The sequence below is a fragment of the Idiomarina piscisalsi genome, assembly GCF_003987095.1.
Classification (GTDB): domain Bacteria; phylum Pseudomonadota; class Gammaproteobacteria; order Enterobacterales; family Alteromonadaceae; genus Idiomarina; species Idiomarina piscisalsi.
The window spans coordinates 540,818-564,080 of sequence record NZ_PIQA01000001.1 but is presented as its reverse complement, the minus strand read 5'-3'; the positions used below and the strand labels follow the sequence as shown (position 1 = coordinate 564,080).

General features: G+C 47.4%; 27 protein-coding genes. 14 read left to right on the top strand and 13 right to left on the bottom strand.

Features of this window, described 5'->3' with window-relative positions:
* Positions 1-17 precede the first annotated feature (17 nt).
* Positions 18-1,103, top strand: coding sequence for a DUF2066 domain-containing protein (locus CWI73_RS02830; protein ID WP_126751452.1), 1,086 nt, complete (start codon positions 18-20; stop codon positions 1,101-1,103).
* A complete protein-coding gene (hda, locus tag CWI73_RS02825; RefSeq protein ID WP_126751784.1) occupies positions 1,103-1,816 on the top strand; it encodes a DnaA regulatory inactivator Hda in 714 nt (237 codons plus the stop codon). Before CWI73_RS02830 ends, hda begins: the two co-directional genes overlap by 1 nt.
* Here hda and CWI73_RS02820 read toward each other — a convergent pair.
* From CWI73_RS02820 to arsC, 3 genes are read right to left on the bottom strand one after another with little or no spacing between them, the layout of a single operon-like run.
* Positions 1,813-2,202: a DUF2069 domain-containing protein gene (locus CWI73_RS02820; protein WP_126751451.1), complete on the bottom strand. Its 390-nt coding sequence runs from the start codon at positions 2,200-2,202 to the stop codon at positions 1,813-1,815. The genes hda and CWI73_RS02820 overlap by 4 nt on opposite strands.
* A 9-nt stretch (positions 2,203-2,211) precedes the next feature.
* The gene (gene wrbA / locus CWI73_RS02815; protein ID WP_126751450.1) at positions 2,212-2,769 is read right to left on the bottom strand and encodes an NAD(P)H:quinone oxidoreductase; all 558 of its coding nucleotides are present in this window, start codon (positions 2,767-2,769) and stop codon (positions 2,212-2,214) included.
* Positions 2,769-3,116 carry an arsenate reductase (glutaredoxin) gene (gene arsC / locus CWI73_RS02810; RefSeq protein WP_053952338.1) on the bottom strand — a complete coding sequence of 116 codons (348 nt, stop codon included), beginning with the start codon at positions 3,114-3,116 and terminating at the stop codon, positions 2,769-2,771. The genes wrbA and arsC overlap by 1 nt, the downstream gene beginning before the upstream one ends.
* 58 nt (positions 3,117-3,174) lie before the next feature.
* Here arsC and CWI73_RS02805 point away from each other — a divergent pair, with 58 nt between their 5' ends.
* Complete coding sequence (locus CWI73_RS02805; protein ID WP_126751449.1) at positions 3,175-3,621, top strand: TlpA disulfide reductase family protein; 447 nt, start codon at positions 3,175-3,177, stop codon at positions 3,619-3,621.
* 2 nt (positions 3,622-3,623) lie between these two features.
* Here CWI73_RS02805 and bepA read toward each other — a convergent pair whose 3' ends face one another.
* Positions 3,624-5,075, bottom strand: a complete 1,452-nt coding sequence (gene bepA / locus CWI73_RS02800) for a beta-barrel assembly-enhancing protease (RefSeq protein WP_126751448.1) — start codon at positions 5,073-5,075, stop codon at positions 3,624-3,626.
* 153 nt (positions 5,076-5,228) lie between these two features.
* On the opposite strand from bepA, the gene CWI73_RS02795 reads away from it, so the two are divergent.
* On the top strand, positions 5,229-6,323 hold the full coding sequence (locus CWI73_RS02795; protein ID WP_126751447.1) for an AI-2E family transporter: 1,095 nt from the start codon (positions 5,229-5,231) through the stop codon (positions 6,321-6,323).
* Positions 6,324-6,357: 34 nt separating this feature from the next.
* On the opposite strand, the gene bcp is transcribed toward CWI73_RS02795, so the two are convergent.
* The gene (gene bcp, locus CWI73_RS02790; protein WP_126751446.1) at positions 6,358-6,825 is read right to left on the bottom strand and encodes a thioredoxin-dependent thiol peroxidase; all 468 of its coding nucleotides are present in this window, start codon (positions 6,823-6,825) and stop codon (positions 6,358-6,360) included.
* A gap of 186 nt (positions 6,826-7,011) precedes the next feature.
* On the opposite strand from bcp, the gene dapA reads away from it, so the two are divergent.
* From dapA to purC, 3 genes are read left to right on the top strand one after another with little or no spacing between them, the layout of a single operon-like run.
* A complete protein-coding gene (dapA, locus tag CWI73_RS02785) occupies positions 7,012-7,902 on the top strand; it encodes a 4-hydroxy-tetrahydrodipicolinate synthase (protein WP_126751445.1) in 891 nt (296 codons plus the stop codon).
* Positions 7,902-8,990: an outer membrane protein assembly factor BamC gene (gene bamC / locus CWI73_RS02780; protein ID WP_126751444.1), complete on the top strand. Its 1,089-nt coding sequence runs from the start codon at positions 7,902-7,904 to the stop codon at positions 8,988-8,990. Before dapA ends, bamC begins: the two co-directional genes overlap by 1 nt.
* A gap of 22 nt (positions 8,991-9,012) precedes the next feature.
* The gene (purC, locus tag CWI73_RS02775; RefSeq protein ID WP_053952331.1) at positions 9,013-9,723 is read left to right on the top strand and encodes a phosphoribosylaminoimidazolesuccinocarboxamide synthase; all 711 of its coding nucleotides are present in this window, start codon (positions 9,013-9,015) and stop codon (positions 9,721-9,723) included.
* Here the strand turns inward: purC and CWI73_RS02770 are convergent.
* From CWI73_RS02770 to CWI73_RS02750, 5 genes are read right to left on the bottom strand one after another with little or no spacing between them, the layout of a single operon-like run.
* Positions 9,720-9,881: a DUF2897 family protein gene (locus tag CWI73_RS02770; RefSeq protein ID WP_126751443.1), complete on the bottom strand. Its 162-nt coding sequence runs from the start codon at positions 9,879-9,881 to the stop codon at positions 9,720-9,722. The two genes, purC and CWI73_RS02770, sit on opposite strands and share 4 nt — an antisense overlap.
* A complete protein-coding gene (locus CWI73_RS02765) occupies positions 9,854-10,564 on the bottom strand; it encodes a M15 family metallopeptidase (protein WP_126751442.1) in 711 nt (236 codons plus the stop codon). Before CWI73_RS02765 ends, CWI73_RS02770 begins: the two co-directional genes overlap by 28 nt.
* Positions 10,558-11,688, bottom strand: coding sequence for a succinyl-diaminopimelate desuccinylase (gene dapE, locus CWI73_RS02760; RefSeq protein WP_126751441.1), 1,131 nt, complete (start codon positions 11,686-11,688; stop codon positions 10,558-10,560). Before dapE ends, CWI73_RS02765 begins: the two co-directional genes overlap by 7 nt.
* Positions 11,685-12,029 carry a Spx/MgsR family RNA polymerase-binding regulatory protein gene (locus CWI73_RS02755; protein WP_126751440.1) on the bottom strand — a complete coding sequence of 115 codons (345 nt, stop codon included), beginning with the start codon at positions 12,027-12,029 and terminating at the stop codon, positions 11,685-11,687. The genes dapE and CWI73_RS02755 overlap by 4 nt, the downstream gene beginning before the upstream one ends.
* A 7-nt stretch (positions 12,030-12,036) precedes the next feature.
* Positions 12,037-12,516 carry a PTS glucose transporter subunit IIA gene (locus CWI73_RS02750; protein ID WP_157980623.1) on the bottom strand — a complete coding sequence of 160 codons (480 nt, stop codon included), beginning with the start codon at positions 12,514-12,516 and terminating at the stop codon, positions 12,037-12,039.
* Positions 12,517-12,730: 214 nt separating this feature from the next.
* Here CWI73_RS02750 and yfbV point away from each other — a divergent pair, with 214 nt between their 5' ends.
* Entirely contained in the window at positions 12,731-13,165 is a 435-nt protein-coding gene (yfbV, locus tag CWI73_RS02745; RefSeq protein WP_126751438.1) for a terminus macrodomain insulation protein YfbV, read from the top strand.
* Between the two features lie 2 nt (positions 13,166-13,167).
* Here the strand turns inward: yfbV and xthA are convergent, their stop codons facing one another.
* On the bottom strand, positions 13,168-13,977 hold the full coding sequence (xthA, locus tag CWI73_RS02740) for an exodeoxyribonuclease III (protein WP_126751437.1): 810 nt from the start codon (positions 13,975-13,977) through the stop codon (positions 13,168-13,170).
* Between the two features lie 120 nt (positions 13,978-14,097).
* On the opposite strand from xthA, the gene CWI73_RS02735 reads away from it, so the two are divergent.
* Positions 14,098-14,421: a DUF3392 domain-containing protein gene (locus CWI73_RS02735; RefSeq protein WP_126751436.1), complete on the top strand. Its 324-nt coding sequence runs from the start codon at positions 14,098-14,100 to the stop codon at positions 14,419-14,421.
* Positions 14,422-14,436: 15 nt separating this feature from the next.
* Positions 14,437-15,504: a patatin-like phospholipase family protein gene (locus CWI73_RS02730; RefSeq protein ID WP_126751435.1), complete on the top strand. Its 1,068-nt coding sequence runs from the start codon at positions 14,437-14,439 to the stop codon at positions 15,502-15,504.
* 12 nt (positions 15,505-15,516) lie between these two features.
* Here CWI73_RS02730 and CWI73_RS02725 read toward each other — a convergent pair whose 3' ends face one another.
* Positions 15,517-15,987 (bottom strand): SEL1-like repeat protein, encoded by a 471-nt coding sequence (locus tag CWI73_RS02725; protein WP_126751434.1) that lies wholly within the window; start codon positions 15,985-15,987, stop codon positions 15,517-15,519.
* Positions 15,988-16,083: 96 nt separating this feature from the next.
* On the opposite strand from CWI73_RS02725, the gene CWI73_RS02720 reads away from it, so the two are divergent.
* From CWI73_RS02720 to CWI73_RS02705, 4 genes are read left to right on the top strand one after another with little or no spacing between them, the layout of a single operon-like run.
* Positions 16,084-18,021, top strand: coding sequence for a PAS domain-containing hybrid sensor histidine kinase/response regulator (locus CWI73_RS02720; RefSeq protein ID WP_126751433.1), 1,938 nt, complete (start codon positions 16,084-16,086; stop codon positions 18,019-18,021).
* A 43-nt stretch (positions 18,022-18,064) separates the two neighbouring features.
* Complete coding sequence (locus CWI73_RS02715) at positions 18,065-18,898, top strand: AAA family ATPase (protein ID WP_126751432.1); 834 nt, start codon at positions 18,065-18,067, stop codon at positions 18,896-18,898.
* A 5-nt stretch (positions 18,899-18,903) separates the two neighbouring features.
* Entirely contained in the window at positions 18,904-20,073 is a 1,170-nt protein-coding gene (locus CWI73_RS02710; protein WP_126751431.1) for a vWA domain-containing protein, read from the top strand.
* Positions 20,070-21,455, top strand: coding sequence for a phospholipase D-like domain-containing protein (locus CWI73_RS02705; protein WP_126751430.1), 1,386 nt, complete (start codon positions 20,070-20,072; stop codon positions 21,453-21,455). The genes CWI73_RS02710 and CWI73_RS02705 overlap by 4 nt, the downstream gene beginning before the upstream one ends.
* Here the strand turns inward: CWI73_RS02705 and CWI73_RS02700 are convergent.
* Positions 21,452-23,263, bottom strand: coding sequence for a DUF885 domain-containing protein (locus CWI73_RS02700; protein ID WP_126751429.1), 1,812 nt, complete (start codon positions 23,261-23,263; stop codon positions 21,452-21,454). The two genes, CWI73_RS02705 and CWI73_RS02700, sit on opposite strands and share 4 nt — an antisense overlap.

The following is a 23,263-nucleotide window of genomic DNA, read 5'->3' as shown; positions in this document are numbered from 1 at the left end:
CTTATTAGGATGATGTCATGTCACGGTTGCTAAGTCGCTTTGCTTTTATTGCGTCAATTACATTGCTGACCATGCTCTATAACGGCAGCGCTCAGGCAAAGCTGGTTGATAACCTGTATTCAGCGGAGGTTGAAGTTGCCTCGCAAAGTAATTCGCATCGGCAACAAGCCATTCGAGAAGCGTTTGAGCGGGTTATTTTGAAAGTGACCGGACAACCTGAGTCTATCGAGCACGAAGCGGTTGAGCGGGCGCTACGCAGCGTCAGTAACTACCTCATTCAGTACGGTTACAGTGAAAACCAGGGGCAACGCACATTAACAGCGACTTTCGATGGTACCAAAGTACGTTCACTGTTAGCCGAACATCAACTGCCCTATTGGGGCAGTCGTCGCCCAGAGTTGCTAATGTGGATTGTCATTGAAAACGAAGATGGTCGCAGAACCATACTCGACAGTTCCGGACAGTCGGTTTTTCAGCAGCAACTCAACTTTTTCGCACGCCAGTTAAGTTTGCCAATACGTATGCCTTTAATGGATTTAACGGACTCTTTTACGATTTCGCCAACCGATGTATGGGCGCGCTTTATGCAGCCTATTAAAGAAACGTCTAAGCGTTACGGTTCTGATGGACTTTTTGTCGGAAAAATAATGCGTAACTCGGATAACGAGGAGCCATGGGTGTTGGACTGGTCTGTGGAAGTGGGAGACAGACGTCTGTACGGTAAAGTCTCCTCAACAAGCAAAGATTGGTTGGCAGAGCCTTTAATGCAACAGTTAATGGCTAAGCTGTCTTCTATATACAGCGTGACAGCGTCGGACGAAAGTGTGAGCCAAACCATGGCCATAAAGGTGGAAGGGCTCAATAAACTCCAGCATGTATTGGCGCTTGAGTCGTTCTTAAAAAGTATTGTGTCAGTGCAGGACGTGACATTAAAGCATTACTCACAGGAACTTTCAGAGTTCGATATTGTTATTAATGGCTCGTTAGATCATGTTATCCAGTCAATAAATCTCGATGGTCGGCTAAAGGTGCGTGACATGGGGCCTTTTGTCAGTATGAGCGAGAATCAGGTACAGACTTATGAATGGCGTGGGGGCAATTAATGCCTCCTCAGCAGTTGCCTTTAGCCGTTCAGTTACCTGACGATGAGACCTTTGAAACCTTTCACAAAGGCAGTAATGAAACGGCGTTAAAATGGTTGCATACGTTGCCTCAAAAACAGGCACCGTTAGAAACCAGTGAACAGCTGACCTGGCTTTCCGGGCCTGAGGGTGTTGGCAAGAGTCATTTACTGCACAGTCTGGTTGCCTCTTCGTCTAACACTAACCGCGTGTTTTACTTCCCGCTAAAGGAACTTGTCGAAGTTCAGCCCGGCGCTGTGCTTCAGGGGGCAGAGCAGGCCAGTATTATTTGCCTCGACGACGTCGACCGCGTCACCGACAATGAGAGTTGGTGTTATGAGCTGTTTGCACTGATTAATCGCGTAACTGACAACGAATACAGCCGCTTAGTTATGACCGCGCAACAGTCTGCAGTAAAAACAAAAGTCAGTTTGCCCGATTTACACTCCCGTTTTCAGTGGGCGACGGCTTTTCAGCTACAGCCATTAACCGATGAAGACAAAGCACAGGTACTGTCCTTACGAGCACAATTTCGGGGGCTGGAATTACCCGATGATGTTGCGGCTTTCATGATACAACGCCTGGGGCGCTCAATGCGCGAGTTAATGAATACGTTGAACGAGTTGGATAAGGCGTCGATTACCTATCAACGCCGTTTAACCATACCCTTTATTAAAAAGATCTTGTCGGTTTAGTCCTGATCTTTCAATTTCTTTAAGCCCAATCCTAATTCGCGACCTTTATAGCGGGCAAAACCCGTTGCTCCGATAAAAGCACCAACCGCAAAAAGTAACTCTAACGCAGCCCATACGCGCTCATCCGGGTGTGTCCATAAAGTGGTTAAAGCATGCAGAAAGTAAAGCATCAGAATAAAGTTCGCCCAGGCGTGCGTGTATGGCTTACCGCGCACAAGCCCCGTTAGCGGGAATAGCAGCGGTAATACCCAAAACAGCAAAGAAAGCAAAGTAGGCAAGGATGCCGGCTCCGAACTTGGTAGGCTATGCCACAAGATGACAAGAGCCAGCAGGGGCCAATAACAAAGCTGCGTTAAGACACGATAAAACTGTGGAGATGTTGGCATGAAAAAATCCTAAGACATTAGCTTTTGAGCGGCTGAGGCAACGCGTTTACCCAAAGCAACCGCAAGTTGACGTTCATGCTCGGTGAGTTTACCTGAGCCGTCGACATGACTGGCACCATAAGGAGACCCGCCAAACTCGGTTTTATGCAGGGCGGGCTCAGAGTAGGGCAAACCCACCAGCAGCATACCGTGATGCAACAACGGCAGAGCCAGGCTTAGTAAGGTCGACTCCTGACCGCCATGTAACGAGCTGGACGAGGTAAAGACAGCTCCGGGTTTGTCGGCTAAGGTAGCGGATAACCACTGGGCAGATGTGCCTTCCCAGAACTTCTGTAAGCTTGAGGCCATGTGCCCGAAGCGTGTAGGGCTGCCAAGAATCAGTGCATCGCATTGCTCTAAGTCATCGTTGCTGACATCGAGATCGCGTTCGCTGGCAGCATCACTGGCCGTATTAACGGTTCTCAATACGGCCTCGCCACCAGTGCTCGCAACACCTTCAGCAATAGCGTCGGCTAACTGCTGGGTTGCTCCACTGCGGCTGTAATAGAGGATTAGAACTCTCGCCATTAAAGAATATCCAGTACCGACTCCGGAGGCCGTCCAATAGCCGCCTTATCGCCTTTAATGACTATAGGGCGTTCGATAAGCTTAGGGTTATTGACCATGGCGGTAATCAGTTCATTCTCGTCACTGACACCAGCAAGCCCCAATTCTTTGTAGATAGCCTCTTTTTTCCGCATAAGCTCGTCTGCAGAAAGTCCAAGTTTGCTCAGAATGTCTTTTAATTCAGCAGCGTTTGGCGGAGTTTTGAGGTACTCGACAACTTCTGGTTCAATAGACTTCTCTTTGAGAAGCTCAAGGGTTTGTCTTGATTTTGAACAACGTGGGTTATGATAAATTGTTACTTCACTCATTTTTGTCGTACCTTGTAGTCTCTCGTAATGCACTAATACTAACTAAACGGGGTTAAGAATGAAACTCGCAGTCATTGCTTTCGTTGCTTCTTTTATGCTGTTGGGCTGCTCTGAGTCAGTCGATGTCACGACCGATACTGGTAACACTTACGACTGGTCTTCAATGCAGGGGCAAACGGTGGTGGTTAACTATTTTGCCGAGTGGTGCGCTCCGTGCTTAAGAGAGCTACCCGAACTGAATGAGTTTCACCACCAAAAGCCTGAAAACGTCACGCTTATTGGTGTCAGCTTTGATCCTATGTCGAATGAAGATTTAGCCGCATTGAAGAAAAAGCACGGTATTGAATTTCCGCTGTCACTGACTCAGCCGGCACCCGCATTTCCATTCGAGCGACCCAATATGCTGCCGGCAACCTATGTGATCCGACCGGATGGCAGTGTTGATGGACCGCTCATGGGCGAGCAAACGTTGGACTCCCTGAATAACGCTGTGGGCGCCGAGTAACATCACATAATGTTTCTGGCTTGGTTTTCGAGCGCTCGCAGTTGGTCTATGCGAGCGTTAATGCGCTTACGGGTAATATCATTGTCCGTGTGGTTATGCGCTGTGTGGAGCTGATTAATGGCCAGCGAAAAGTTACCACGTAACGCCAATGCCTCGGCGCGAGTTTCGTACATGGCGGCTCGCTTCCCACTTTTCTCATACACGCGGGTCAGTAAGTCGAGTGCTAACGGGTGGTTCGGGTTTTGCAGCAAAAACTCGCGCAATAGCTTTTCAGCGAGCTTACCGTTGCCGGATGTAAGTGCCGCATTGGCAAAGTTAATGGTAATAACAGGCTCTGTCGGCTGACGGATATACTTACCTTCCAGCCAATCCATAACGTATTCGTAGTTTTCCTGCCCCAACAAAATGTCAGTTTGAACATCTATGTAAAATGGGTTGTTCGGCTCGTCTTTAAGCAAGGTGTTGATATGCTCTGAAGCTGTGTTGTAATGGCCCCGGTCGAGAGCAATTATCGCCAGGCCATAAGTGCCGGCACGTTGGTTAATTGGGTTACTGCTGTTCGCCATATCCTGAAAATCGGAAACTGACGGATTACCCGCGTAGCGAGCTTCAACACGAGCTTTCGCTAATGCAAACTCAAGACTGGGTTTTACATCGATACGGCGCATCGACTCCGCTCGTGCTCGAGTGTCAGCAATACGTGATTCGGGGAGCGGGTGAGTCATGAGCATTTCCGGTGGTTTACTGACGTAACGATACTTTTCCGCTAAACGACCGAAAAAATCCGGAGCCCCCATGGGATCAAAGCCAGCGGCTAACAGAACAGACAAACCAATGCGGTCAGCTTCTTTTTCATACAGGCGCGTGTAGTTAATTTGCGACTGTCCAGTTGCCCCCAATGTCGTATACAAACCGGCCATACCGGCTTCCGGGTTAGCCATACCTAAGAGAATTGAGCCAATAACGCCTGCAATGGTCACGGGCATATTTTGCTGCTGCTCTTGCATGCGGCGGACAATATGGCGCTGTGTTACGTGAGCTACTTCATGCCCGAGTACAGCGGCCAGCTCGGACTCGGTGCGGGCTTCCTGAATAAGTCCGGTATGCACACCTACGTAACCACCCATAAACGCAAAGGCATTAATTTCGTTATTGCGTATCCAGAAAAAGTTAAAGGGGTATTTCACACCGTTGCTGTAGCGCACTAGGCGTTGCCCTAAATTGCTCAGGTAGCTGTCGAGTACCGGGTCATAAATAATAGGCGCCTGCGCCCGCACCTGACGCATGTAAAAGTCGCCAACCACTTGCTCGCGTTCAATGCTCAGAAATGCTGCGCCAGTCGTGCCTATTTCAGGAAGTCTGCGACTGTCTTGTGCGCTGTAAGCAAATGCAGTAAAAAAGGTGGTAACAGCAATAACAGCGGGCAGCAAAGTTTTTAGCAGCGTTTTATACATCGACGACTCAATTGGTGAAGTTATAAATACTCAGGTTTTGTCACTGATAAGAGTGATTTTTTCATCTTTAGTTCCTTTTTACTCTATGGGGTTATGGAAAGATTGCAAGGACTGATACTATTCCTTGTAAGAATCTCCGGGAGATAACAGTTCATGTTTGATTACATAAAGCAGTGGTATCAACGTAAGTTTTCAGATCCTAACGCGGTTACCTTATTCCTGTTGCTGGTGGTGACAGTCGTTGTCATTGTTCTGTTTGGTAACTTACTGGCGCCGCTTATTGTTGCTATTGCACTTGCTTACCTGCTTGACTGGCCGGTAACTCGGCTTATGTATATGGGAATGTCGCGGTTAACGGCCACTATTATCACTTTTGTGGCGTTTTTGGCGCTGGCAGTTCTGGTGCTGCTGACATTGGTTCCGGTTATATGGCAGCAAAGCACCATGCTTATTCAAGAGTTGCCAAATATGATAGGTAACTTACAAATATGGTTGCATAAACTGCCGGAAATGTTCCCAAGCGTTATCGATGAAAGCCAAATTAATGAACTGACTCAGTCGTTGAAGAATCGTGTCGTTGGTTTTGGTGAAAGCCTGGTAACAGTCTCTGTCACTTCGTTAATAAACCTTATGGCTATGTTGGTTTATTTAATCGTCGTGCCGCTGCTTATTTTTTTCATGCTGAAAGACCGTGATGTGTTAATGGCTAACTTCAGTAAGTTACTGCCGTCTAACCGGGCGTTAATTACGCAAGTCGGGCAGGAAATGAACCTGCAAATTATGAATTACATTCGCGGTAAGGTTATTGAAATTATCGTCGTGGCGATAGTGTCCTTTGTGACCTTTAGCTTGTTTGGGCTTCAGTTTGCTTTGTTACTGGCTATTCTCGTTGGCTTTTCGGTGCTCATTCCGTACATTGGTGCAGCGGTGGTCACAATTCCTGTTGTTTTAGTGGCGTTGTTCCAGTTTGGACCTACGGCACCGTTTGTGTGGGTAACGGTAGCTTATCTCATTATTCAGGCGCTCGATGGTAACTTACTGGTGCCGCTGCTGTTCTCCGAAGCAGTGAGTTTAAACCCGGTCTACATTATTGCTGCGGTATTGATATTTGGTGGTATTTGGGGGTTCTGGGGTGTGTTCTTTGCGATCCCGCTGGCTAGCTTGGTTAAAGCTGTGATAACCGCCTGGGACACCGGAACTAGCAATATAGAACAAACGGAAGCGAAAACAGAAAAAGCCTCGTCATAAAGTGACGAGGCTTAGTGTCTAATATGAGTAAAGCTTAGCTTTTCAGGTGCTCTAAGACCACGTCGTGGTGTTCTTTGGTTTTGAACTTATTGAATACCTTTGAAATGGTTCCGTCTTGTTCAACCAAAAAGCTAATACGATGAATACCGTCGTATTCTTTGCCCATAAATTTCTTCAGGCCCCAAACACCGAAGTCTTCAGCAACTTTATGATCTTCGTCGCTAAGCAGGGTGAAGTTCAATTCGTCACGTTCAGTGAACTTAGCCAAACGCTTAGGAGCGTCAGGGCTAATACCCACTGAAACAACGTTATGCTTCGCCAACTCGTCACGCTGGTCTCGCAAGTTTTGAGCTTGCACGGTGCAGCCTGGTGTCATGGCTTTCGGGTAAAAGTAAACCAGTACGCGATGTTCTTTCAGCAAGTCTTTTAGCGATACTTCGTTTTCATTTGCGTCTAGTAGCGTGAACTCAGGCGCTTTGTCGCCAGCTTGCAATGTATTCATGACGGTCTCCTTAGTCTTCCAATAAATGAATAGGGGTATCTTAACCAACAGCTTATACGTTAGGAAAGCTTAGTCCGGTTTTTCTTAGGTTTACGGAACCTTCTGACTAAGATACGTTCCTATCACTTGTGTTTCGTTAGGGCTGGCATTAACATTGTTGCCCAAAATTTAGGACTTGGAGAAGGTATGCTGAAAGGCAGTATCGTTGCACTGGTCACTCCTTTTACCAAATACGGTAATGTGGACTACAGCGAACTTGAGTTTCTGGTAGAACAACATATAAAAGCAGGAACCGACGCTATTGTTGCCGTGGGAACAACAGGCGAGTCAACGACATTAACCCACGAAGAGCATATTAATGTGGTCAATGCGGTGGTGGAGCTGAGCGCTGGGCGTATAAGTGTTATTGCCGGAAATGGTTCAAACTCTACCAGTGAAGCCGTGCAACTGACCGAAAAAATGACCCAAGCCGGCGTTGACGGCTTTTTGAATGTCACACCATATTACAATAAGCCTTCTATGGCTGGACTGATGGCGCACTTCGAAGCCTGTGCCGACGTTACCGACAAGCCTCAAATTCTTTATAACGTGCCGGGCAGAACTTGCTCTGACATGACGCCGGATATCATAGAGAAGCTGGCGCAGATTCCAGGCGTGGTTGGTGTAAAAGAAGCAACTGGCGATGTCAGCCGTGTGACCGAGCTTAAAAAGCGCTGCGGTGACGATTTTATTTTGCTAAGCGGGGATGACCCAACGTCTCGTGAGTTTATGCTTGCAGGTGGTCATGGGGTTATTAGCGTCACTGCAAATATAGCGCCAGAGCAGGTGAAAGCCATGGTTGATGCAGCCGTTAAAGGTGACTCTGAGACCGCAAACAAACTTGATGAACAACTAGCGCCGCTGCATGACATGCTATTTATTGAATCTAATCCTATTCCGGTCAAATGGGCGTTAGCGCTCATGGGGTGGTGCAGTGCCAATTATCGCCTTCCGTTAACACCGCCAGAAGAGGCCAATCAGGCCATTATTGAGTCGGTGTTAGAGAAAGCTAATCTTATTAATACTCAGGAGTCATAATGAAATTGTCCTACCTTGCCCTGGCGCTAACCGCAGCGACGCTTGCTGGTTGTTCCGCGGCAGATAGAGAAAGAGCCAGTGGCGGTTTTGATTACGTCAATATTCAACCAACGGATACCTTGACGTTGCCTGGTGACCTTGAGCGTCCTGAGCGGGATTCTGATTACGCTGTGCCGCAGACCGATATAAAAAATGCTCCGATTGGGCAGCGTGTCAACATTACAGCCCCTCAACAAGTGCGTCCATTAGGCCTAGGTAGCCGGGTACTGGAGACTGAAACTGAAACGCGGGCGTATTTCGATATTGTTGATGGTATGGGTGATTCTGTTACTGAATTTGTAAAAGAGGCCGCAGAAACGGTGCTTGAGCGTCGTGGTATTAGCTATGACGTGCAAAGTGATGGTCACTGGTTAACTGAAACGATGAGTCTTCAGCAAACACTGGACGGCGAGGGTGGTTTTCTCGGCTTTGGTGGTGAAGAGGATAAGCTACAAGAGCGTACATTCCGTTACGAAATTATTCAGGAAACTGAGTCTCATAAGCGTACAACGTCACTGCGAGTTAACATTGATAACTTTACGCAAAAAGTTGATGGTCGCACGGTGGATGTTGCGCCAGTAGTCGGAAATAACCTCGAAGCAGACTTACTTAATGCTATTATTTCTGAAGTAAACCGTAAGCAACAGCAGGCTGTGGCACAGCTTAAAGCTGAAGGTATTGATACCCAGCTTACTCAGCAGTCCGATTCTGGCGAAAATATCTTGTTGGTTGAAGATAGCTTTGATCAAGCATGGCCATTGGTGAACCTTGCGTTACAGAGCATTGGCTTTGAAGTTGAAGATTTAAACCGTGAAACCGGTACTTATTTTGTTAGCTACAGCGAACCGGACAGCGGCTTCTTGTTTATTGGCGGCGACGACTACGAACCGCTGAATATTGAAGAGGGTGAGTACGAATTTAGACTGCTTGAGTCTGGAGAGAATACCGCAGTACGCGTCTATCAAGATGATACAATGGTCTCTGAGCAGTGGCTGCAAGCGGTTTATGAGAATTTCCGAGCAGCTGTCAAACAGCAAAGTAAACTATAATTAAGTGCGAGTGGAACAATCAATGGAAAAGCGCAGTGAGTTGTACCGGGGTAAAGCGAAGACGGTTTACCACACCGATGATCCCGATCGTTTAATTCTGGAGTTTCGTAACGATACATCGGCTTTTGACGGTGAAAAAGTTGAGCAGCTTGACGATAAAGGCAAGGTAAACAATAAGTTTAACCACTTTATCATGAGTAAGCTGGAAGAAGCCGGCATTCCGACTCAGTTGGATGAGTGTATCAGCGATACCGAATCGGTAGTGAAAAAGCTCGACATGATTCCAGTTGAGTGCGTGGTGCGCAACTATGCTGCGGGCTCTTTGGTTAAACGCTTAGGCGTTAAAGAAGGTATGGAATTAAACCCGCCAACCTTTGAGTTCTTCCTGAAGAACGATGCGCTGCACGATCCAATGATCAACGAGTATCACATTCAGGCATTTGGTTGGGCAAAAGCTGAGCAAATTGAAAAAATGAAAGAACTGACGTTCAAAGTGAATGATGTTCTGAAAAAGCTCTTTGCTGATGCAGGCTTGCTGCTTGTTGACTATAAGCTTGAGTTTGGCGTCTTTAACGGCGAAATTATGTTAGGCGACGAATTCAGCCCGGACGGCTGCCGTTTATGGGACGCCGAAACCCGCGAAAAGCTCGACAAAGATCGCTTCCGTCAGGGGCTTGGTGGTGTCGTTGAAGCTTATCGTGAAGTGGCTAAGCGACTAGGTGCGGATATTTAATCCTGCTTGTCTTTGTGGTCCGTTTCAGGGTCGTCTTTCTTTTCTGATGACTTTGTTCCGGGCCATTTAAATTTCGCACTGTATTTTAAGACCATCAAATTACTGACAATAACACCTATTACCAAGGCTATTAGTAACCACACCAAATGTTCGTCCATCCCTCATCCTCAGTTATTGTATCAATATAATGTTTTTTTATCGTTGGCAGGTTATCCAGAATACAGGGTTTGCCTTCAATATCGAGCGCACTAATAGTGCCCTCCAGAATCTCTAATGACAGCAGCTTGTGACACTGACTGGAAATTGGCCGGTAACTTAAGTGCCAGGGCTCTTGTGCGACACCGCCCTGATAACGGGCATACGGAAAAAAGAAGCCATACTCATGAGCGTGCTGAGTAAGCCATTGCCATAGTTCATAGCATGGGCCGGATTCATTGACGTACTCACCGGGCACGAGCTCCAATTTTAGCGTTTTGTCAGCTTCGAAAGGGCGCGGATCATAAACGTCTAAATCTGTTCCCCAATGATGTCGACTGCCGCCGGGAAGTGCCGACCAGTGCAATATTGCCCACAGCTTTTCAGTATCGCTTAAGGCATTGGCGTTAATAATTTCGCCGTTTTTATCGCGCAGAGTGAGTTCTCCCCGCCACTTGCGATTCCAAATTGACAGCTGGCGATCTAAAGAACGGAATCCCGATGCAATACGAACTTCAATGCCGTTATTCGAAGCCGCTTGTTTGAGCTTAACGTAGGCTCTTGCCGCTTGCTTTTCGAGTCGCTGGTTTTCTATATCGACCAAATGCGATTCGTCGGCGCCGGTGACTTGCCTTAGCGTTAACACAGCAGGTTCTCCATACAACGAAGGTAGAGCGCACTGAGTTTGTCCAGGTCGTCGGCTTTCACTCGTTCGTTCACTTTATGAATGGTGGCATTCACCGGCCCTAACTCAACGACTTGTGCACCGGTTGGCGCAATAAAGCGACCGTCGGAAGTGCCACCGCCGGTGGATAACTCTGTCTCGAATCCGCATTCATCGTGTATGGCGTGGGTAACTGCTTCAATTAAACCGCCTGAGTCGGTTAAAAATGGTGGGCCGTTGAGCTTCCATGTCAGTGAGTATTTTAGTTTGTGTTTGTCCAGAATAGCCTCAGTGCGCTGCTTTAATTCTTCAGCAGTGACCTCGGTGGAAAAACGAAAATTAAACTGTGTGTCTATACGACCGGGTATTACATTACCCGCACCGGTGCCTGCGTTTATGTTAGACACTTGGAACGTTGTCGGAGGGAAGCTTGCGTTACCTTCGTCCCATTGCTCATTAACCAGGTCACTTAATGCGGGCGCTATTTTATGCACCGGGTTATCCGCCAGGTGAGGGTAGGCAACATGCCCCTGAATGCCCTGTACTGTTAGGTCGCCAGTTAAACTGCCGCGACGACCGTTTTTCACTACGTCACCAAGCTTATCGGTGCTTGACGGCTCACCAACAATGCACCACTCAATCGGCTCATTACGTGCCTGTAAAGTCTCTATGACGCGCTTGGTGCCATTTATAAAAGGGCCTTCTTCGTCACTGGTAATGAGAAAGGCGATATCCGCATCCACATTGGGGTGTTTTTCGATAAAGGCTTCGGCGGCCGTTACCATAGCTGCCAGGCTGCCTTTCATGTCGGCGGCACCTCGGCCGTATAAGTACCCATCATGAATAGTGGGTTCAAATGGCGGAAACTGCCAGTCGTTCACATCACCCGGTGGTACAACATCAGTGTGCCCGGCAAAGCAGAACACTTTACGCCCCTGACCGCGGCGTGCCCATAAGTTGGTGGTGTCTTCAAACACCATGGTTTCCAGCTCAAAACCCAGTGCTGCCAAACGTTCGCCAATAACTTGCTGGCAACCTTCGTCTTCCGGTGTGACAGAGGGCCGGGAAATGAGCTCTTTGGCTAATGCTAGTGTTTCGGAACTCATAAGTAGCGTTCACTCCACTGTGTATCTTTAAAGCCACAGTGAATACCGTCACTGTCTTTTACTAGCGGGCGTTTGAATAACGTCGGTTGTTCAGCGACTAATTCAGCTAACGCATCATTATCCTTTAGCGTTTTCTGGTTATCTGACAAATTGCGCCAACTGGTGCTGCGTTTATTAATCAGTTGGTCGGCGGGTAATTCATTCAGCCAGTCCAGAACCGTTTCTTTTTCTAGAGGTTGCTCACGAACATCAATAAACTGATAGTCAACGCTGTGTTTATCTAACCACTTCAGCGACTTCTTAACAGTGTCACAGTTTTTAATTCCGTAAATGGTCAACATTCTAACTTTACTCCGGTTCTTCATTTAGACAGGTTTCATTGGCTACAACACGTCCCGTTTGTTGCCAGTGTATCGGTAATTCACAAGCTTGTTCAGTTAATGCCGATAATAACACGCTTAGCCCTTGCTGTGACTGGGGTAAACTGCGTAGTCGGGGTAAATTTACAAACATTAACGGTGTGCCTTGCTCCACTTGTTTCGCGTGTCGACAGAGCACTTTTAGCGCATCATGCGTTAAGTAATGTTCGCCGTTGCCTAAAATTAGCTGCAGGGAAAAGTGCTCGTTGACTTTAATGGCGATATAATCGCCACTCTGGCTTAAGTGCAGTAATTCGCCGGATACTGGCGCATACAAGGTACTGCCTGTTATGCTGAGTTGCAGGCCTCGGCCAAGCAATTCGCTTCCCGGAATAGCGGAGGCAGAACGCGCCGACTGAACCCGCCCGGTTATGGGCGCGTATATTGATGGAAGCTGAGGTTGGGGCACTGAGTTTGACCCTCTTATGGCGTTAATTTTAAGAGTATAGTGACAAAGCGTGGGAAGCTTATCAACTGTATCCACATTATCTGTGGATATCTTTGTGCACTACACGGTTGTAACAGTACAAGTTGTTGAAAAGTAACAATTATTTTCAAAGGTCGAATATCGTACAGTGGTCATTTAATTGATCATTAATGCAGCGGTTTTAGGAGTTATTCAGTTGAGCCAGTCGTTTTTTCATACACTTCGTGACGGAAAAACCTACGCTGAAACGTGGCCTCACCACTCAGTGGTTGCGGCAATGACAGAGTCCCGGGTTATTCCAATGACACGTAAAGGTGTCAAATGGGTGCCCGGTATAGCTGTGATTAATGCGTTACTGACCTGGCAGTTTTTGCCTCAGGAGCAGTTGGCAACAGGAATTATGCTGTCGCTGATTATGCTGAGTTTGCCGTTACAGGGTATTTATTGGCTGGGATGGCGTTCACAGCAGCAGCTGAAGCCGCAGTTAAAACGTTGGTACTTGGAGTTAAGACAGAAGCTTGAGGCGCAAGGTATTCCGGTTAAAGCGGCCAATAACAAAGCGCCTCGATACATGGATTTAGCCATTGTTCTGCGACAAGCGCTTGATCAGCTCCCGCCGCATGAACATTAAGGTTACACGTTAAAGGTTGACCAAACCGGGGCGTGGTCAGAGGGCTTTTCTATACCGCGAAGCTCGTAATCAATGCCGGTATCTTCGCATTTCTCGGCCAGACACTGGGTCGCTAAAATTAAGTCAATGCGAAGGCCACGGTTGTCGTCGAAGCCGCGAGAGCGGTAGTCAAACCAGCTAAATTCGTTGTCCGTATCCGGGTTCAGCAGGCGGTAAGTGTCCTGGAAGCCCCAGTTCATCAGTGTTTGAATCCACTCACGTTCTTCTGGTAAAAAGCTGCATTTACCGGTGCGCAGCCAGCGCTTGGCGTTGTTTTCACCAATACCAATGTCATGGTCAATGCGCGAAATGTTCATATCGCCCATAACAATCACCGGGTCGTCGGCAGAGAGTTCGGTATTCAGGTAATTCATTAAGTCCTGATAAAACTTTTCTTTTGCCGGGAATTTGGTGGGGTGGTCACGACTTTCGCCCTGTGGGAAGTAGCCATTCAATACACGTACACGTTGACCACTTTCAAGTGGGTAGTCACCCATAATCATTCGGCGCTGCGCATCTTCATCGTCAGTTGGGTAGCCAAACTGTGGATTTTCCAACGGCTTCTTGCTGAGCATGGCAACACCGTAGTGACCTTTTTGGCCATGATAAATGACGTGATAACCCATCGCCTCTACATCTGCCAGGGGAAATTGGTCGTCATGAACTTTGGTTTCCTGCAAACCGATAACATCGGGCTGGTGTTTATCGATAACCGCCTGAAGTTGGTGCAAACGTGCGCGAATACCGTTGATATTGAATGATATTACTTTCATTGAGTGTCCTGTCGTCATGCAATTTTGCCAAAAGCATAACATAAGCGGAGAAAAACTTGGGATGCGAAAATATAAGAAAGTTCGTATACTCGGGCGGGCGTTAGGTAGGGAGAATAAGACGTGCAGCAGCTACTTAATAATTTAGGAATGATGATTCGTCCGCATTTTTATGAAATTGCGATGATGATTGTGGCCACTTTATTGGTCATTTACGGTAATGAAATTAATAAAATGGTGAAACGCCAGGTTGCGCATTGGCACTTCATTTTCAGAACTTTAGTGTTTGTGGTGGTGTGTGCCTTTGGCTATGGTTGGCTGTTGGTTTGGTTTACTCCGGTTTTAGCCAGTTGGCTAGCCCAAATACCACTGCAGTTTGTAGCTGTCAGTACCATAGGCATTGTCTTTTTGCTGGGTATTCTCGCCGAACGAAAGAAACAATTATAAATCAGGAACAGTAGTATGAGCGACTGGATTGATATTAAAGCCGGTGCGCAAGCGTATCAGCACATTCAGGAAAAGCAGTTAACCGCTGACGACATTGGCTTGTTGTTGGGTGCCTCAGGCGGACCAAAGTGGTTTGTGCTGCAGGGCATTGACCGTTGGATGTTCGGCGACTTTTTTAAAAACAACAATAAGCCGTTAAATACACTGGGAACCTCTGCCGGCGCATGGCGTTTTGCGGCGCTTGGTCAGCGGGACCCGGTCGCTGCCAGTGACTTGTTTTGTCAGCTCTACAGCACACAGACCTACAGTGAAAAGCCCGACCGAGCGGAAATTACTCGCGAAGCCAAAATATTGCTCGATAAGTACATTTCTGACAAAGCCGTTGAAGAAATATTGGGGCAGTCAGCATTCCGTCATCACTTTATTGTTGCCCGGTGTCGCGGGTGGACAGCCTCGGAGTCACGTCGACAACTCGTTGGACTGTTGAATTCAGCGGTTGCCAATGGCATTAACCGACGTTGGTTAGGTCGCTTTTATGAGCGTGTTATTTTCCATCACCCGGACTCTGATGCAACATTTACGAGAGACTGGAATGATTTACCCACAACTCGGGTTGCTTTGAGCCAGGAGAACTTCCAGCCCGCTATTTTGGCGACTGGCTCAATTCCTTTAGTGCTCGATGGAGTTAAGGACATTCCTGGTGCGCCTAAAGGCATTTACCGTGACGGCGGTGTCACTGACTACCACTTCGATCTCGATTTCAGCAATGTCGACGGTTTGGTGCTATACCCGCACTTTAATCGAGACGTTATTCCGGGCTGGTTCGATAAACGACTTACCTGGCGTCGGACGACTGGCAAGAAGTGGCCTAATGTTATTTTTATTAGTCCGTCAGAAACGTTTATAAAATCGTTACCTTACGGAAAAATTCCGGATAGAACCGACTTTGCTAATTTAGATGCAGAAACACGGATGAACTACTGGCGTAAAGCAATTGACGCTGGACGTCGAATGGGTGACCAATTACAAGACTGGGTAGAAAACGGCACGTTAAGAGAAAAAGTAAAACTCTGGACGCCTTAGTTGTTAAACCCCTTACAAGCCGTGAGTATCAAAACTGGCATCGCATAACTGTTCAAAACGCTCGGCGGCTAAGCGCCGGGCACTATTCAGTTGTTTTGCGGTTAATTGATGAACCAGTGACTGTAGCAGTTCACTTGCTCCCTCTTCACCGGCATTTTCTGCCAATGTTAACCAACAGCAGGCATGAAAAATACTGTGGGGTAAGTCGCGACCTTGCATAAACATTTGGCCCAAATACAGCATGGCTTTGCTGTGTCCGAACAGTGCAGCGCGGCGAAAATGCTTAGCTGCTTCAAAACCCTGACCCTCTTTCATTAAATCGGCTGCTCGTACGTAGTGGTGTTTAGCAAAGCGTTGCCAGTACTCAGGACCGCGAACTGTGGGTTTATTTTTAGCGGGCAGGCGAGTCTTGGCCAGCTCAATGAGCTGATCAACCTGTTGTAATAATGCGTTTTGCCATTCGTTGACGTTCGCCTGACTCATCCGGAATTGGTTATTTTTATGTTATTGTTGGCGTCAGTGTACACTATGTTTTTCAGTGGGCAAACTGCCTGAGTAACAAGGACTATTCGCGCTTCAATGAAAACGCCAATTTCAAATGATAACCTCGCCGCGCTATTAAACGCAGGGACCCGCCTGAGTCTTTTTATTTGGGAAGATGTGCCGGGCTGGCCGGTTCTGTTCGTGTCAGACAATGTCGAAGCGCTTTTGGGTTACCCGAAAGACCAGTTAATGAATTGCGATATCGAGTATCAATCGCTGGTTCACGAAGAAGACTTGCCAAAAGTTTTGAAAGAAGTTGAAGCATTGACCCGTCTTGAGTCTGGAGAGTCTATTACTCACGAAGACTATCGCTTAAAACATGCCAATGGACACGACATCTGGGTATCCGATACCACTGTGGTTATCACCGACGATGACGGTATGAATTATTTGTATGGGTATCTTATCGATATTACCGAGCGCAAGCAGTTGGAGCTGGCCTTGGAAACAGAGCGTAATCGTCTGAAGTTATTGCTGGATGCAACACGTTTAGGTACCTGGGAGTGGAATCCGCAAACCGGAGTAACCTTGTATAATGAGCGCTGGGCACGAATGTTTGGTTGGGAGTTGCATGAGCTGGAGGCGCACGTGGCGAACTGGTCCAGCATTTTGCATCCAGACGACTACGAGCAAGTGTGGGGGGCGATAAAAAGCCATCTCGACGGACTAACACCATATTACGAGAGTGAGCATCGAATTCGCCATAGAAATGGTAGTTGGGTATATGTTTTAGACCGGGGGAAGGTTATTGAGTATGACGAGAATGGCAGAGCTACTCGATTTACCGGAACGGTGACCGATCTGACTGAACAGAAACAGTCTGAATTGGATGCAAAAAGAGCAGCGCACGCGAAAAACGTATTTTTGGCGAACATGTCTCATGAAATACGCACGCCATTGCACGGTATTCTTGGAGTTACGTCGGTTTTAGAAGCGTCAGAACTCAACAGTAAGCAGCGTGATCTGGTTGAAACCATTAAGGACAGTGGCGACTACTTGCTGACTACTTTGAACGATATTCTGGACCTGACCAAAGCAGAAGAAGGGCAGTTAAAGCTGGTTTTGGGGTCGCATTCACCTAAAAAAGTGCTTGAGCACATTGCGCATTTGTTTGAAAAGCCAATCGTCGACAAAGGCCTCAAGTTTACTCTGAATATAGCCCCGGATATTCCTGAAGTGACACAGATGGATCAGTCGCGTACAGCGCAGGTGGTCAGTAACTTGGTGAATAATGCCATGAAATTTACTGAAACTGGCGAAATTAATCTTTCTGCTAGCTGGGACCGGGAGTCTGACTTTGTCGGTGAACTTATTATAGAAGTGAAAGATACCGGCGTAGGCATTGAAAATACCCAGCGTATTTGGCAGCTGTTTGAGCAGGAAAAGTATGGCTTGAACAGACCGAAGGGCGGCAGTGGTTTGGGACTGGCAATTGTCCGAAGTTTGGTGCAGTTGCTCGATGGCACTATTCGGGTTGACAGTGTGCCCGGCGAAGGTTCGTGTTTTACTGTCGTGCTTCCCATGAGGACACAAACAGGAGCAAGTGCGCATACGCCTAAAAGAGAGCTGCCAAGCCTCGAGACCCACCGTGTTTTGGTGGTTGATGACAACCGAGTTAACCAGCTAATTATCAAAGAAATGCTGATGTCGCTTGGGCAAAAAGTGGAAATTGTCAGTAATGCTGAAAAGGCCTTTAAATTGTTCGGTACGCATTCGTACGACGCGCTGTTTATGGACGTGCACATGCCGAATATTGACGGCATGCAGGCTACTCAGAAATTGCGGGGAATGCACATAAAACAGCCTTACATAGTGGCGCTGACTGCGGATGCTTTTCCCGAAACTCGCAAACAAGCGATGGACGCAGGTATGGATGATTATGTCACTAAACCTTTTGTTAAAATGGACATTGCCGAAGCCCTTAAACGCTTTGAAGAGCGTCAGAATTCGCACACGCATAAGCGTTTGCGATAGTATGGGCACCACTTTTAAGACAAAAACAGAATAGGATCGCCGAATGGAGTTTAACAGTCGTTCTTACGTAGTATCTAAAGAGTTGGCGACAGCCGTTAATGCAGCGGTAACACTGGAGAAACCTTTATTACTAAAAGGGGAGCCTGGCACCGGGAAAACGCGCTTGGCAGAAGAGCTGGCCGATGCATTGAGTACCGATCTGCTGACCTGGTCTATTAAGTCGACCACTAAAGCGCAACAGGGGCTGTATGAATATGACGCCGTGTCGCGCCTGCGCGACAGCCAACTCGGTAGTGACAAAGTCCATGACATTAGCAACTACATTCGCCCCGGTAAACTTTGGCAGGCCTTTACTGCCGATAGACGGCCGGTACTGCTCATTGATGAAATTGACAAAGCCGATGTGGAGTTTCCCAACGACTTACTGCATGAACTCGACCAAATGGCGTTCCATGTTTACGAAACCGGAGAGCAAGTAAAGGCGCGTGTGCGTCCTATTGTTCTCATTACCTCGAATAACGAAAAGGCGTTGCCGGATGCCTTTTTAAGACGCTGTTTTTTCCACTATATCCAGTTTCCTGACGAGGCGACTCTGAAACAAATTGTTGATGTGCATTATCCGGATATTCAGAAAGAGCTGATAGATACGGCGTTGTCGCTGTTCTTTGATTTGCGCGAAGTGCCCGGGCTGAAGAAAAAGCCATCGACATCTGAACTGTTAGATTGGTTACGCCTGTTACTGACTGAAGATGTCAGTGCCAGCCAGTTAAAACAAAGCCAACAAAGTGGTGACTTATTGCCGCTCTCTGGTGCGTTATTGAAACATGAGCAGGATATTGAACGAGTGACTGAACTTGCCCGCATGCAGCGCCGGTAGTTGTTATGTTTGTTGAGTTTTTTCAGACATTACGTCGACATGGGTTAAAAACCAGCATTACGGAGTGGTTAGATTTATTGGCGGCGATGAAGGCTAACCTCGCGTTTGCCGATGTTGACCAGTTCTACCATTTGTCGCGGCTCATTCTGGTTAAAGATGAGTCGTACTATGACAAGTTTGACCGCGCGTTTAGCGAGTACGTCGAAAAGGTGGCAAAGACCGATGTCGCCGAAAAAATTCCGAACGACTGGCTTGAGAACGCCTTAAAGCGTGAGCTTAGTGAGGAAGAAAAACAAAAAGTTCAGCAGCTTGGTAGCCTGGAAGAATTAATTAAAACTTTTCACGAGCGCCTTAAAGAACAGCAAAAGCGGCACCAGGGCGGTTCTAAGTGGATAGGCACCGGTGGCACCTCCCCGTTTGGTGCTTACGGGTATCATCCGGGCGGCATTCGCATTGGCCAGGACGGTAATCGGGATCGCAGCGCGTCAAAGGTTTGGGATAAGCGAGAGTTTAAAGACTTAGATAAGAGCGCGCGGCTGGAGCAACGGGGCTTTCAGGTGGCATTGCGTAAATTAAGACAGTTTGCGCGTACCGGAGCTGCGTCAGAGCTTGATCTTGATGAAACTATAGCCGCAACGTCCAGAAAAGGTGGTTTGCTTGATTTAAAATGGCGAGCAGAGCGGCATAATGCCGTTAAAATTATTCTGCTGCTGGACGTTGGCGGCTCAATGGACGACTACATTTATCAGTGTGAACAGCTATTTACGGCACTGAAAAGTGAATTTAAACACTTAGAGCTGTTTTATTTCCACAACTGTGTGTATGAAGGTGTTTGGCGCACCAACAGTCGTCGTCGGGAGGAGCAAATTCCCACTCAGCAACTCATTCAAACTTACGGCGAAGACTACAAGCTGCTGTTTGTGGGGGATGCCACTATGGGTCCGTATGAAATTGCGTACCCAGGCGGTAGTGTTGAGCACTGGAATGAAGAGCCGGGACAGGCATGGCTGGAGCGCTTGACCGGCCACTTTGACAAAGTGGCTTGGTTAAATCCGCAGCCGCAGAAGTACTGGCAGTATTACATGTCGGTTCGAATGATAAATGATCTGATGGCTGGTCGAATGTATCCGTTGACTATTGAAGGGCTTGAAGAGGCCATGGAAAAGCTACGATGACACCCAAGCTTAAAGTTGCACAGGCCAGTCAATTTCAGCTGCTGTCCGATGCGCATCAGGCACTTATTGAGCGGGTAAAGCTGTTGCGTTCCGCGAAGCAGCATATTGCGCTTCAATACTATCTGTGGCGACCGGATACCAGCGGTTTAACGCTGTTGAAAGAGCTGCTTAACGCGGTTGAGAGGGGCGTTACTGTCGACTTGTTAATCGATGATCACCACAGCAAGCCCATCGAGCCTTTGCTGCGCGACCTGTCGAGTCGCAGCAACTTTAACGTTAAGTTTTTTAACCCTTTCAAACACCGCCGCTGGCGCTGGGTGAACTGGCTGACCGACTTTAAACGCATGAACCGGCGTATGCATAATAAAGCTATGATTATCGACGATCGCATTGCTATTGTCGGAGGTCGTAATGTCGGCGACGAATATTTCGGTACTCATGCCGGTCAACTTTTCTCGGACTTAGATGTGATTGCCCGCGGCCCGGTAGTCGCCAAAATAATGGAAGACTGGCGTCACTATTGGCTGTGTGCACTGTCTCGGTCTATTTCGCTGATAAAACGAAGTCACCGCAGTCGGCTGTTTGAAGAAATTTGGAAAGTCTTTGAGTCTAAGCCGGAAACCAAAGATTTGAATCAATACGTGTTGTCCGATAAACAGCTGACGGATGATACCAAAGCCATACCGGCATTTTCGGCGTTGGCACAAGTAGTGAGTGATGACCCTTTAAAAGCAGACCTATCCTCAAAACCAAAACGCTCTTTAACCCAGCAGATAGCGAAAACTATTGGTTCGGCCAGGCAGTCTATTTTGTTGGTATCGCCATACTTTGTACCAACGGCAACAGGTGTGAAAGAGTTAGAAAAACTGGCAGAGCAGGGGGTTGAGGTACGAGTATTGACCAACTCCCTGGCGGTGACGGACGTACCAGCGGTGCATGCCGGTTATCAGCGTCGCCGTCGTCGTTTATTATTGGCCGGTGTAAAGTTGTTTGAACTTCGCCGAACAGAAGAAACGCTTCGAAAAGACATGAAACCCTATTTTCGTCGTTCGGCATCAAGTCTGCACGCAAAGACAGTGACGGTTGACGGTAACAAGGTATTCGTTGGGTCTTTCAATTTCGACCCAAGATCAGCGCAGATCAACACAGAGTCTGGCATTATCATTGAATCGGAAGCGATGGCCATGCAAATTAACTCAATGTTTGACCACGAACTACCCATGCGAACTTACGAAGCCAGACTCAATCGTTTTTATAAACTATACTGGTTGGATAAAAGTCAAATACCTGCACAAAAACTCTATAAAGAGCCCGGTGCAGGCATTGGTAGACGCTTAATGGTTTGGTTAACCGCGCGCCTACCGGTCGATCATCTGCTTTAGAGTCGTTCGGCTATCCAGCGTCTGACCTTTTGCTCCAGTATAACCAGCGGTACAGCGCCGTCTTCCAGTACCACACGGTGAAACTCTTTAATATCAAATTTGTCACCAAGCTTGTCTTCCGCACGGCGACGTAATTCACTGATTTTTAATTCACCGACTTTGTAGGCAAGAGCTTGCCCCGGTAGCGCCATAAAACGCTCTGCTTCAGAAACTGCCCGCGCCTCAGCGACCGGCGCATTTGCATACATATAGTCAAGCACCTCCTGACGCGTCCAGCCTTTTGAATGAATACCAGTATCCACGACTAATCGAATAGAACGCCACAATTCAGCAGCCAGCTGACCAAATCGTTGGTATGGGTCGTCATATAAACCTAAATCGTAACCCAATGCTTCAGAATACAGTCCCCAGCCCTCTGTATAAGCGGTTTCTCGACCGTACTTGCGGAACTCCGGTAAGTCTTCAAGTTCTTGCTGAATAGAAATTTGGAAGTGGTGACCCGGCGCGGCCTCGTGTAAAAACAGTGCCGTTTTAGCCCAGTTCGGGCGCGAACCCAAATCATAGGTGTTTAGGTAAAATATCGCCGGGCGTGAGCCATCGGCAGGTGCAGACTGATAAGAGCCTGAACTGGCCGACTGCTCGCGGAATTCTTCCACTTTTCTGACTTCGTAGTCTGCTTTAGGAAAAATATCGAAAAGTTGGCTGACTCGTTCGTCGACCTTGCTGCGCAGTGAACGGTAGTCTTCAATCATAGCCTCGCGGCTTTCGTAAATAAATTGCGGATCATTGGTCATGAAGTCAAAGAACTGAGCTAAGTTACCATCGAATTCAATTTCTTCCATAATGTCGCGCATTTCCGAGTGAATGCGCGCTACTTCGTCTTTGCCTATTTTATGAATGCGATCGGCGCTGAGTTGAGTCGAGGTGTTGGCTTCAATTCTGTGTTGATACCATGCATCGCCACCCGGGAGTTGACCAATGCCAAAGCTTTCGGTGCGAGTGTGTGGTAAATATTCTTCTTTTAGATAGGTGGCCAACTTTTTATAGGCAGGCATAACTGTATCGCTTAATACCTGTTTGTAGCGTTGTTGAAGCTGCTTTGCTTCGGACTCTGATACAGACTCCGGCATATTAGCTATAGGAGCCCAAAACAAGGTGTTGTCTACATTATCGTCAATGTGTGCGATAATTTGCGGTATGGCTTTTTCGATAAGCACGCGTGGTTGAACAATGTTTTTCTCTACACCTTCTTTCATATTAGCAATGGCTTGCTCAAATAAGCGCGGAATTTGTTCCATTCGCAGTGCCCAGTTTTCATAATCCTGAACTGTATTAAAAGGTTGTGCAGACTCACCGGAGCCCAGCATCGCTAAACGACCTGCGAGGTTATAAAACTGGTTAATTGGAATAAGATGCTCTGGATACTTCAGACCCTCTAGCTCCAATTCCAGCTTGCGTTTAAAAATGTCGTAACTGATGCGTTGATTGCGTGACAATTGTTCGACATTAATGCCGGATATTTTCTCCAAAAAGCGCTGGTTTAAGTCACGCTGCTTGGCAATATGTTGTTTGGAAAGGTAATTGGGTAACTGGTCATTGTACCGCTTATCGCCAATGTAAGTCGCCAGCAATGGGTTCAGTTTGAGGTTCTGTTCAAAGTAGTCGTTATAAATAGTATCGAGCTGCTCGGAAACGGATGACTGCTTGATAACTGAGCCGGCTTTTTCAGAGCCAGGGCTATTGGTTGCATCGCCACAGCCACCCAGTAGTAAAGAAATAGAAACTGCTATCAGAGCCTTTTTCATCAT

What these genes read in the sequence shown, in the direction of transcription:
- CWI73_RS02715 (WP_126751432.1), top strand. Translation starts at nt 18,065, where the DNA reads ATGGAGTTTAACAGTCGTTCTTACGTAGTATCTAAAGAGTTGGCGACA.
- hda (WP_126751784.1), top strand. Translation starts at nt 1,103, where the DNA reads ATGCCTCCTCAGCAGTTGCCTTTAGCCGTTCAGTTACCTGACGATGAG.
- CWI73_RS02795 (WP_126751447.1), top strand. Translation starts at nt 5,229, where the DNA reads ATGTTTGATTACATAAAGCAGTGGTATCAACGTAAGTTTTCAGATCCT.
- dapE (WP_126751441.1), bottom strand. Translation starts at nt 11,688, where the DNA reads ATGAGTTCCGAAACACTAGCATTAGCCAAAGAGCTCATTTCCCGGCCC.
- purC (WP_053952331.1), top strand. Translation starts at nt 9,013, where the DNA reads ATGGAAAAGCGCAGTGAGTTGTACCGGGGTAAAGCGAAGACGGTTTAC.
- CWI73_RS02720 (WP_126751433.1), top strand. Translation starts at nt 16,084, where the DNA reads ATGAAAACGCCAATTTCAAATGATAACCTCGCCGCGCTATTAAACGCA.
- dapA (WP_126751445.1), top strand. Translation starts at nt 7,012, where the DNA reads ATGCTGAAAGGCAGTATCGTTGCACTGGTCACTCCTTTTACCAAATAC.
- bepA (WP_126751448.1), bottom strand. Translation starts at nt 5,075, where the DNA reads ATGTATAAAACGCTGCTAAAAACTTTGCTGCCCGCTGTTATTGCTGTT.
- CWI73_RS02820 (WP_126751451.1), bottom strand. Translation starts at nt 2,202, where the DNA reads ATGCCAACATCTCCACAGTTTTATCGTGTCTTAACGCAGCTTTGTTAT.
- wrbA (WP_126751450.1), bottom strand. Translation starts at nt 2,769, where the DNA reads ATGGCGAGAGTTCTAATCCTCTATTACAGCCGCAGTGGAGCAACCCAG.
- CWI73_RS02755 (WP_126751440.1), bottom strand. Translation starts at nt 12,029, where the DNA reads ATGTTGACCATTTACGGAATTAAAAACTGTGACACTGTTAAGAAGTCG.
- bamC (WP_126751444.1), top strand. Translation starts at nt 7,902, where the DNA reads ATGAAATTGTCCTACCTTGCCCTGGCGCTAACCGCAGCGACGCTTGCT.
- bcp (WP_126751446.1), bottom strand. Translation starts at nt 6,825, where the DNA reads ATGAATACATTGCAAGCTGGCGACAAAGCGCCTGAGTTCACGCTACTA.
- CWI73_RS02710 (WP_126751431.1), top strand. Translation starts at nt 18,904, where the DNA reads ATGTTTGTTGAGTTTTTTCAGACATTACGTCGACATGGGTTAAAAACC.
- CWI73_RS02830 (WP_126751452.1), top strand. Translation starts at nt 18, where the DNA reads ATGTCACGGTTGCTAAGTCGCTTTGCTTTTATTGCGTCAATTACATTG.
- arsC (WP_053952338.1), bottom strand. Translation starts at nt 3,116, where the DNA reads ATGAGTGAAGTAACAATTTATCATAACCCACGTTGTTCAAAATCAAGA.
- CWI73_RS02705 (WP_126751430.1), top strand. Translation starts at nt 20,070, where the DNA reads ATGACACCCAAGCTTAAAGTTGCACAGGCCAGTCAATTTCAGCTGCTG.
- CWI73_RS02730 (WP_126751435.1), top strand. Translation starts at nt 14,437, where the DNA reads ATGAGCGACTGGATTGATATTAAAGCCGGTGCGCAAGCGTATCAGCAC.
- CWI73_RS02700 (WP_126751429.1), bottom strand. Translation starts at nt 23,263, where the DNA reads ATGATGAAAAAGGCTCTGATAGCAGTTTCTATTTCTTTACTACTGGGT.
- xthA (WP_126751437.1), bottom strand. Translation starts at nt 13,977, where the DNA reads ATGAAAGTAATATCATTCAATATCAACGGTATTCGCGCACGTTTGCAC.
- CWI73_RS02725 (WP_126751434.1), bottom strand. Translation starts at nt 15,987, where the DNA reads ATGAGTCAGGCGAACGTCAACGAATGGCAAAACGCATTATTACAACAG.
- CWI73_RS02770 (WP_126751443.1), bottom strand. Translation starts at nt 9,881, where the DNA reads ATGGACGAACATTTGGTGTGGTTACTAATAGCCTTGGTAATAGGTGTT.
- CWI73_RS02805 (WP_126751449.1), top strand. Translation starts at nt 3,175, where the DNA reads ATGAAACTCGCAGTCATTGCTTTCGTTGCTTCTTTTATGCTGTTGGGC.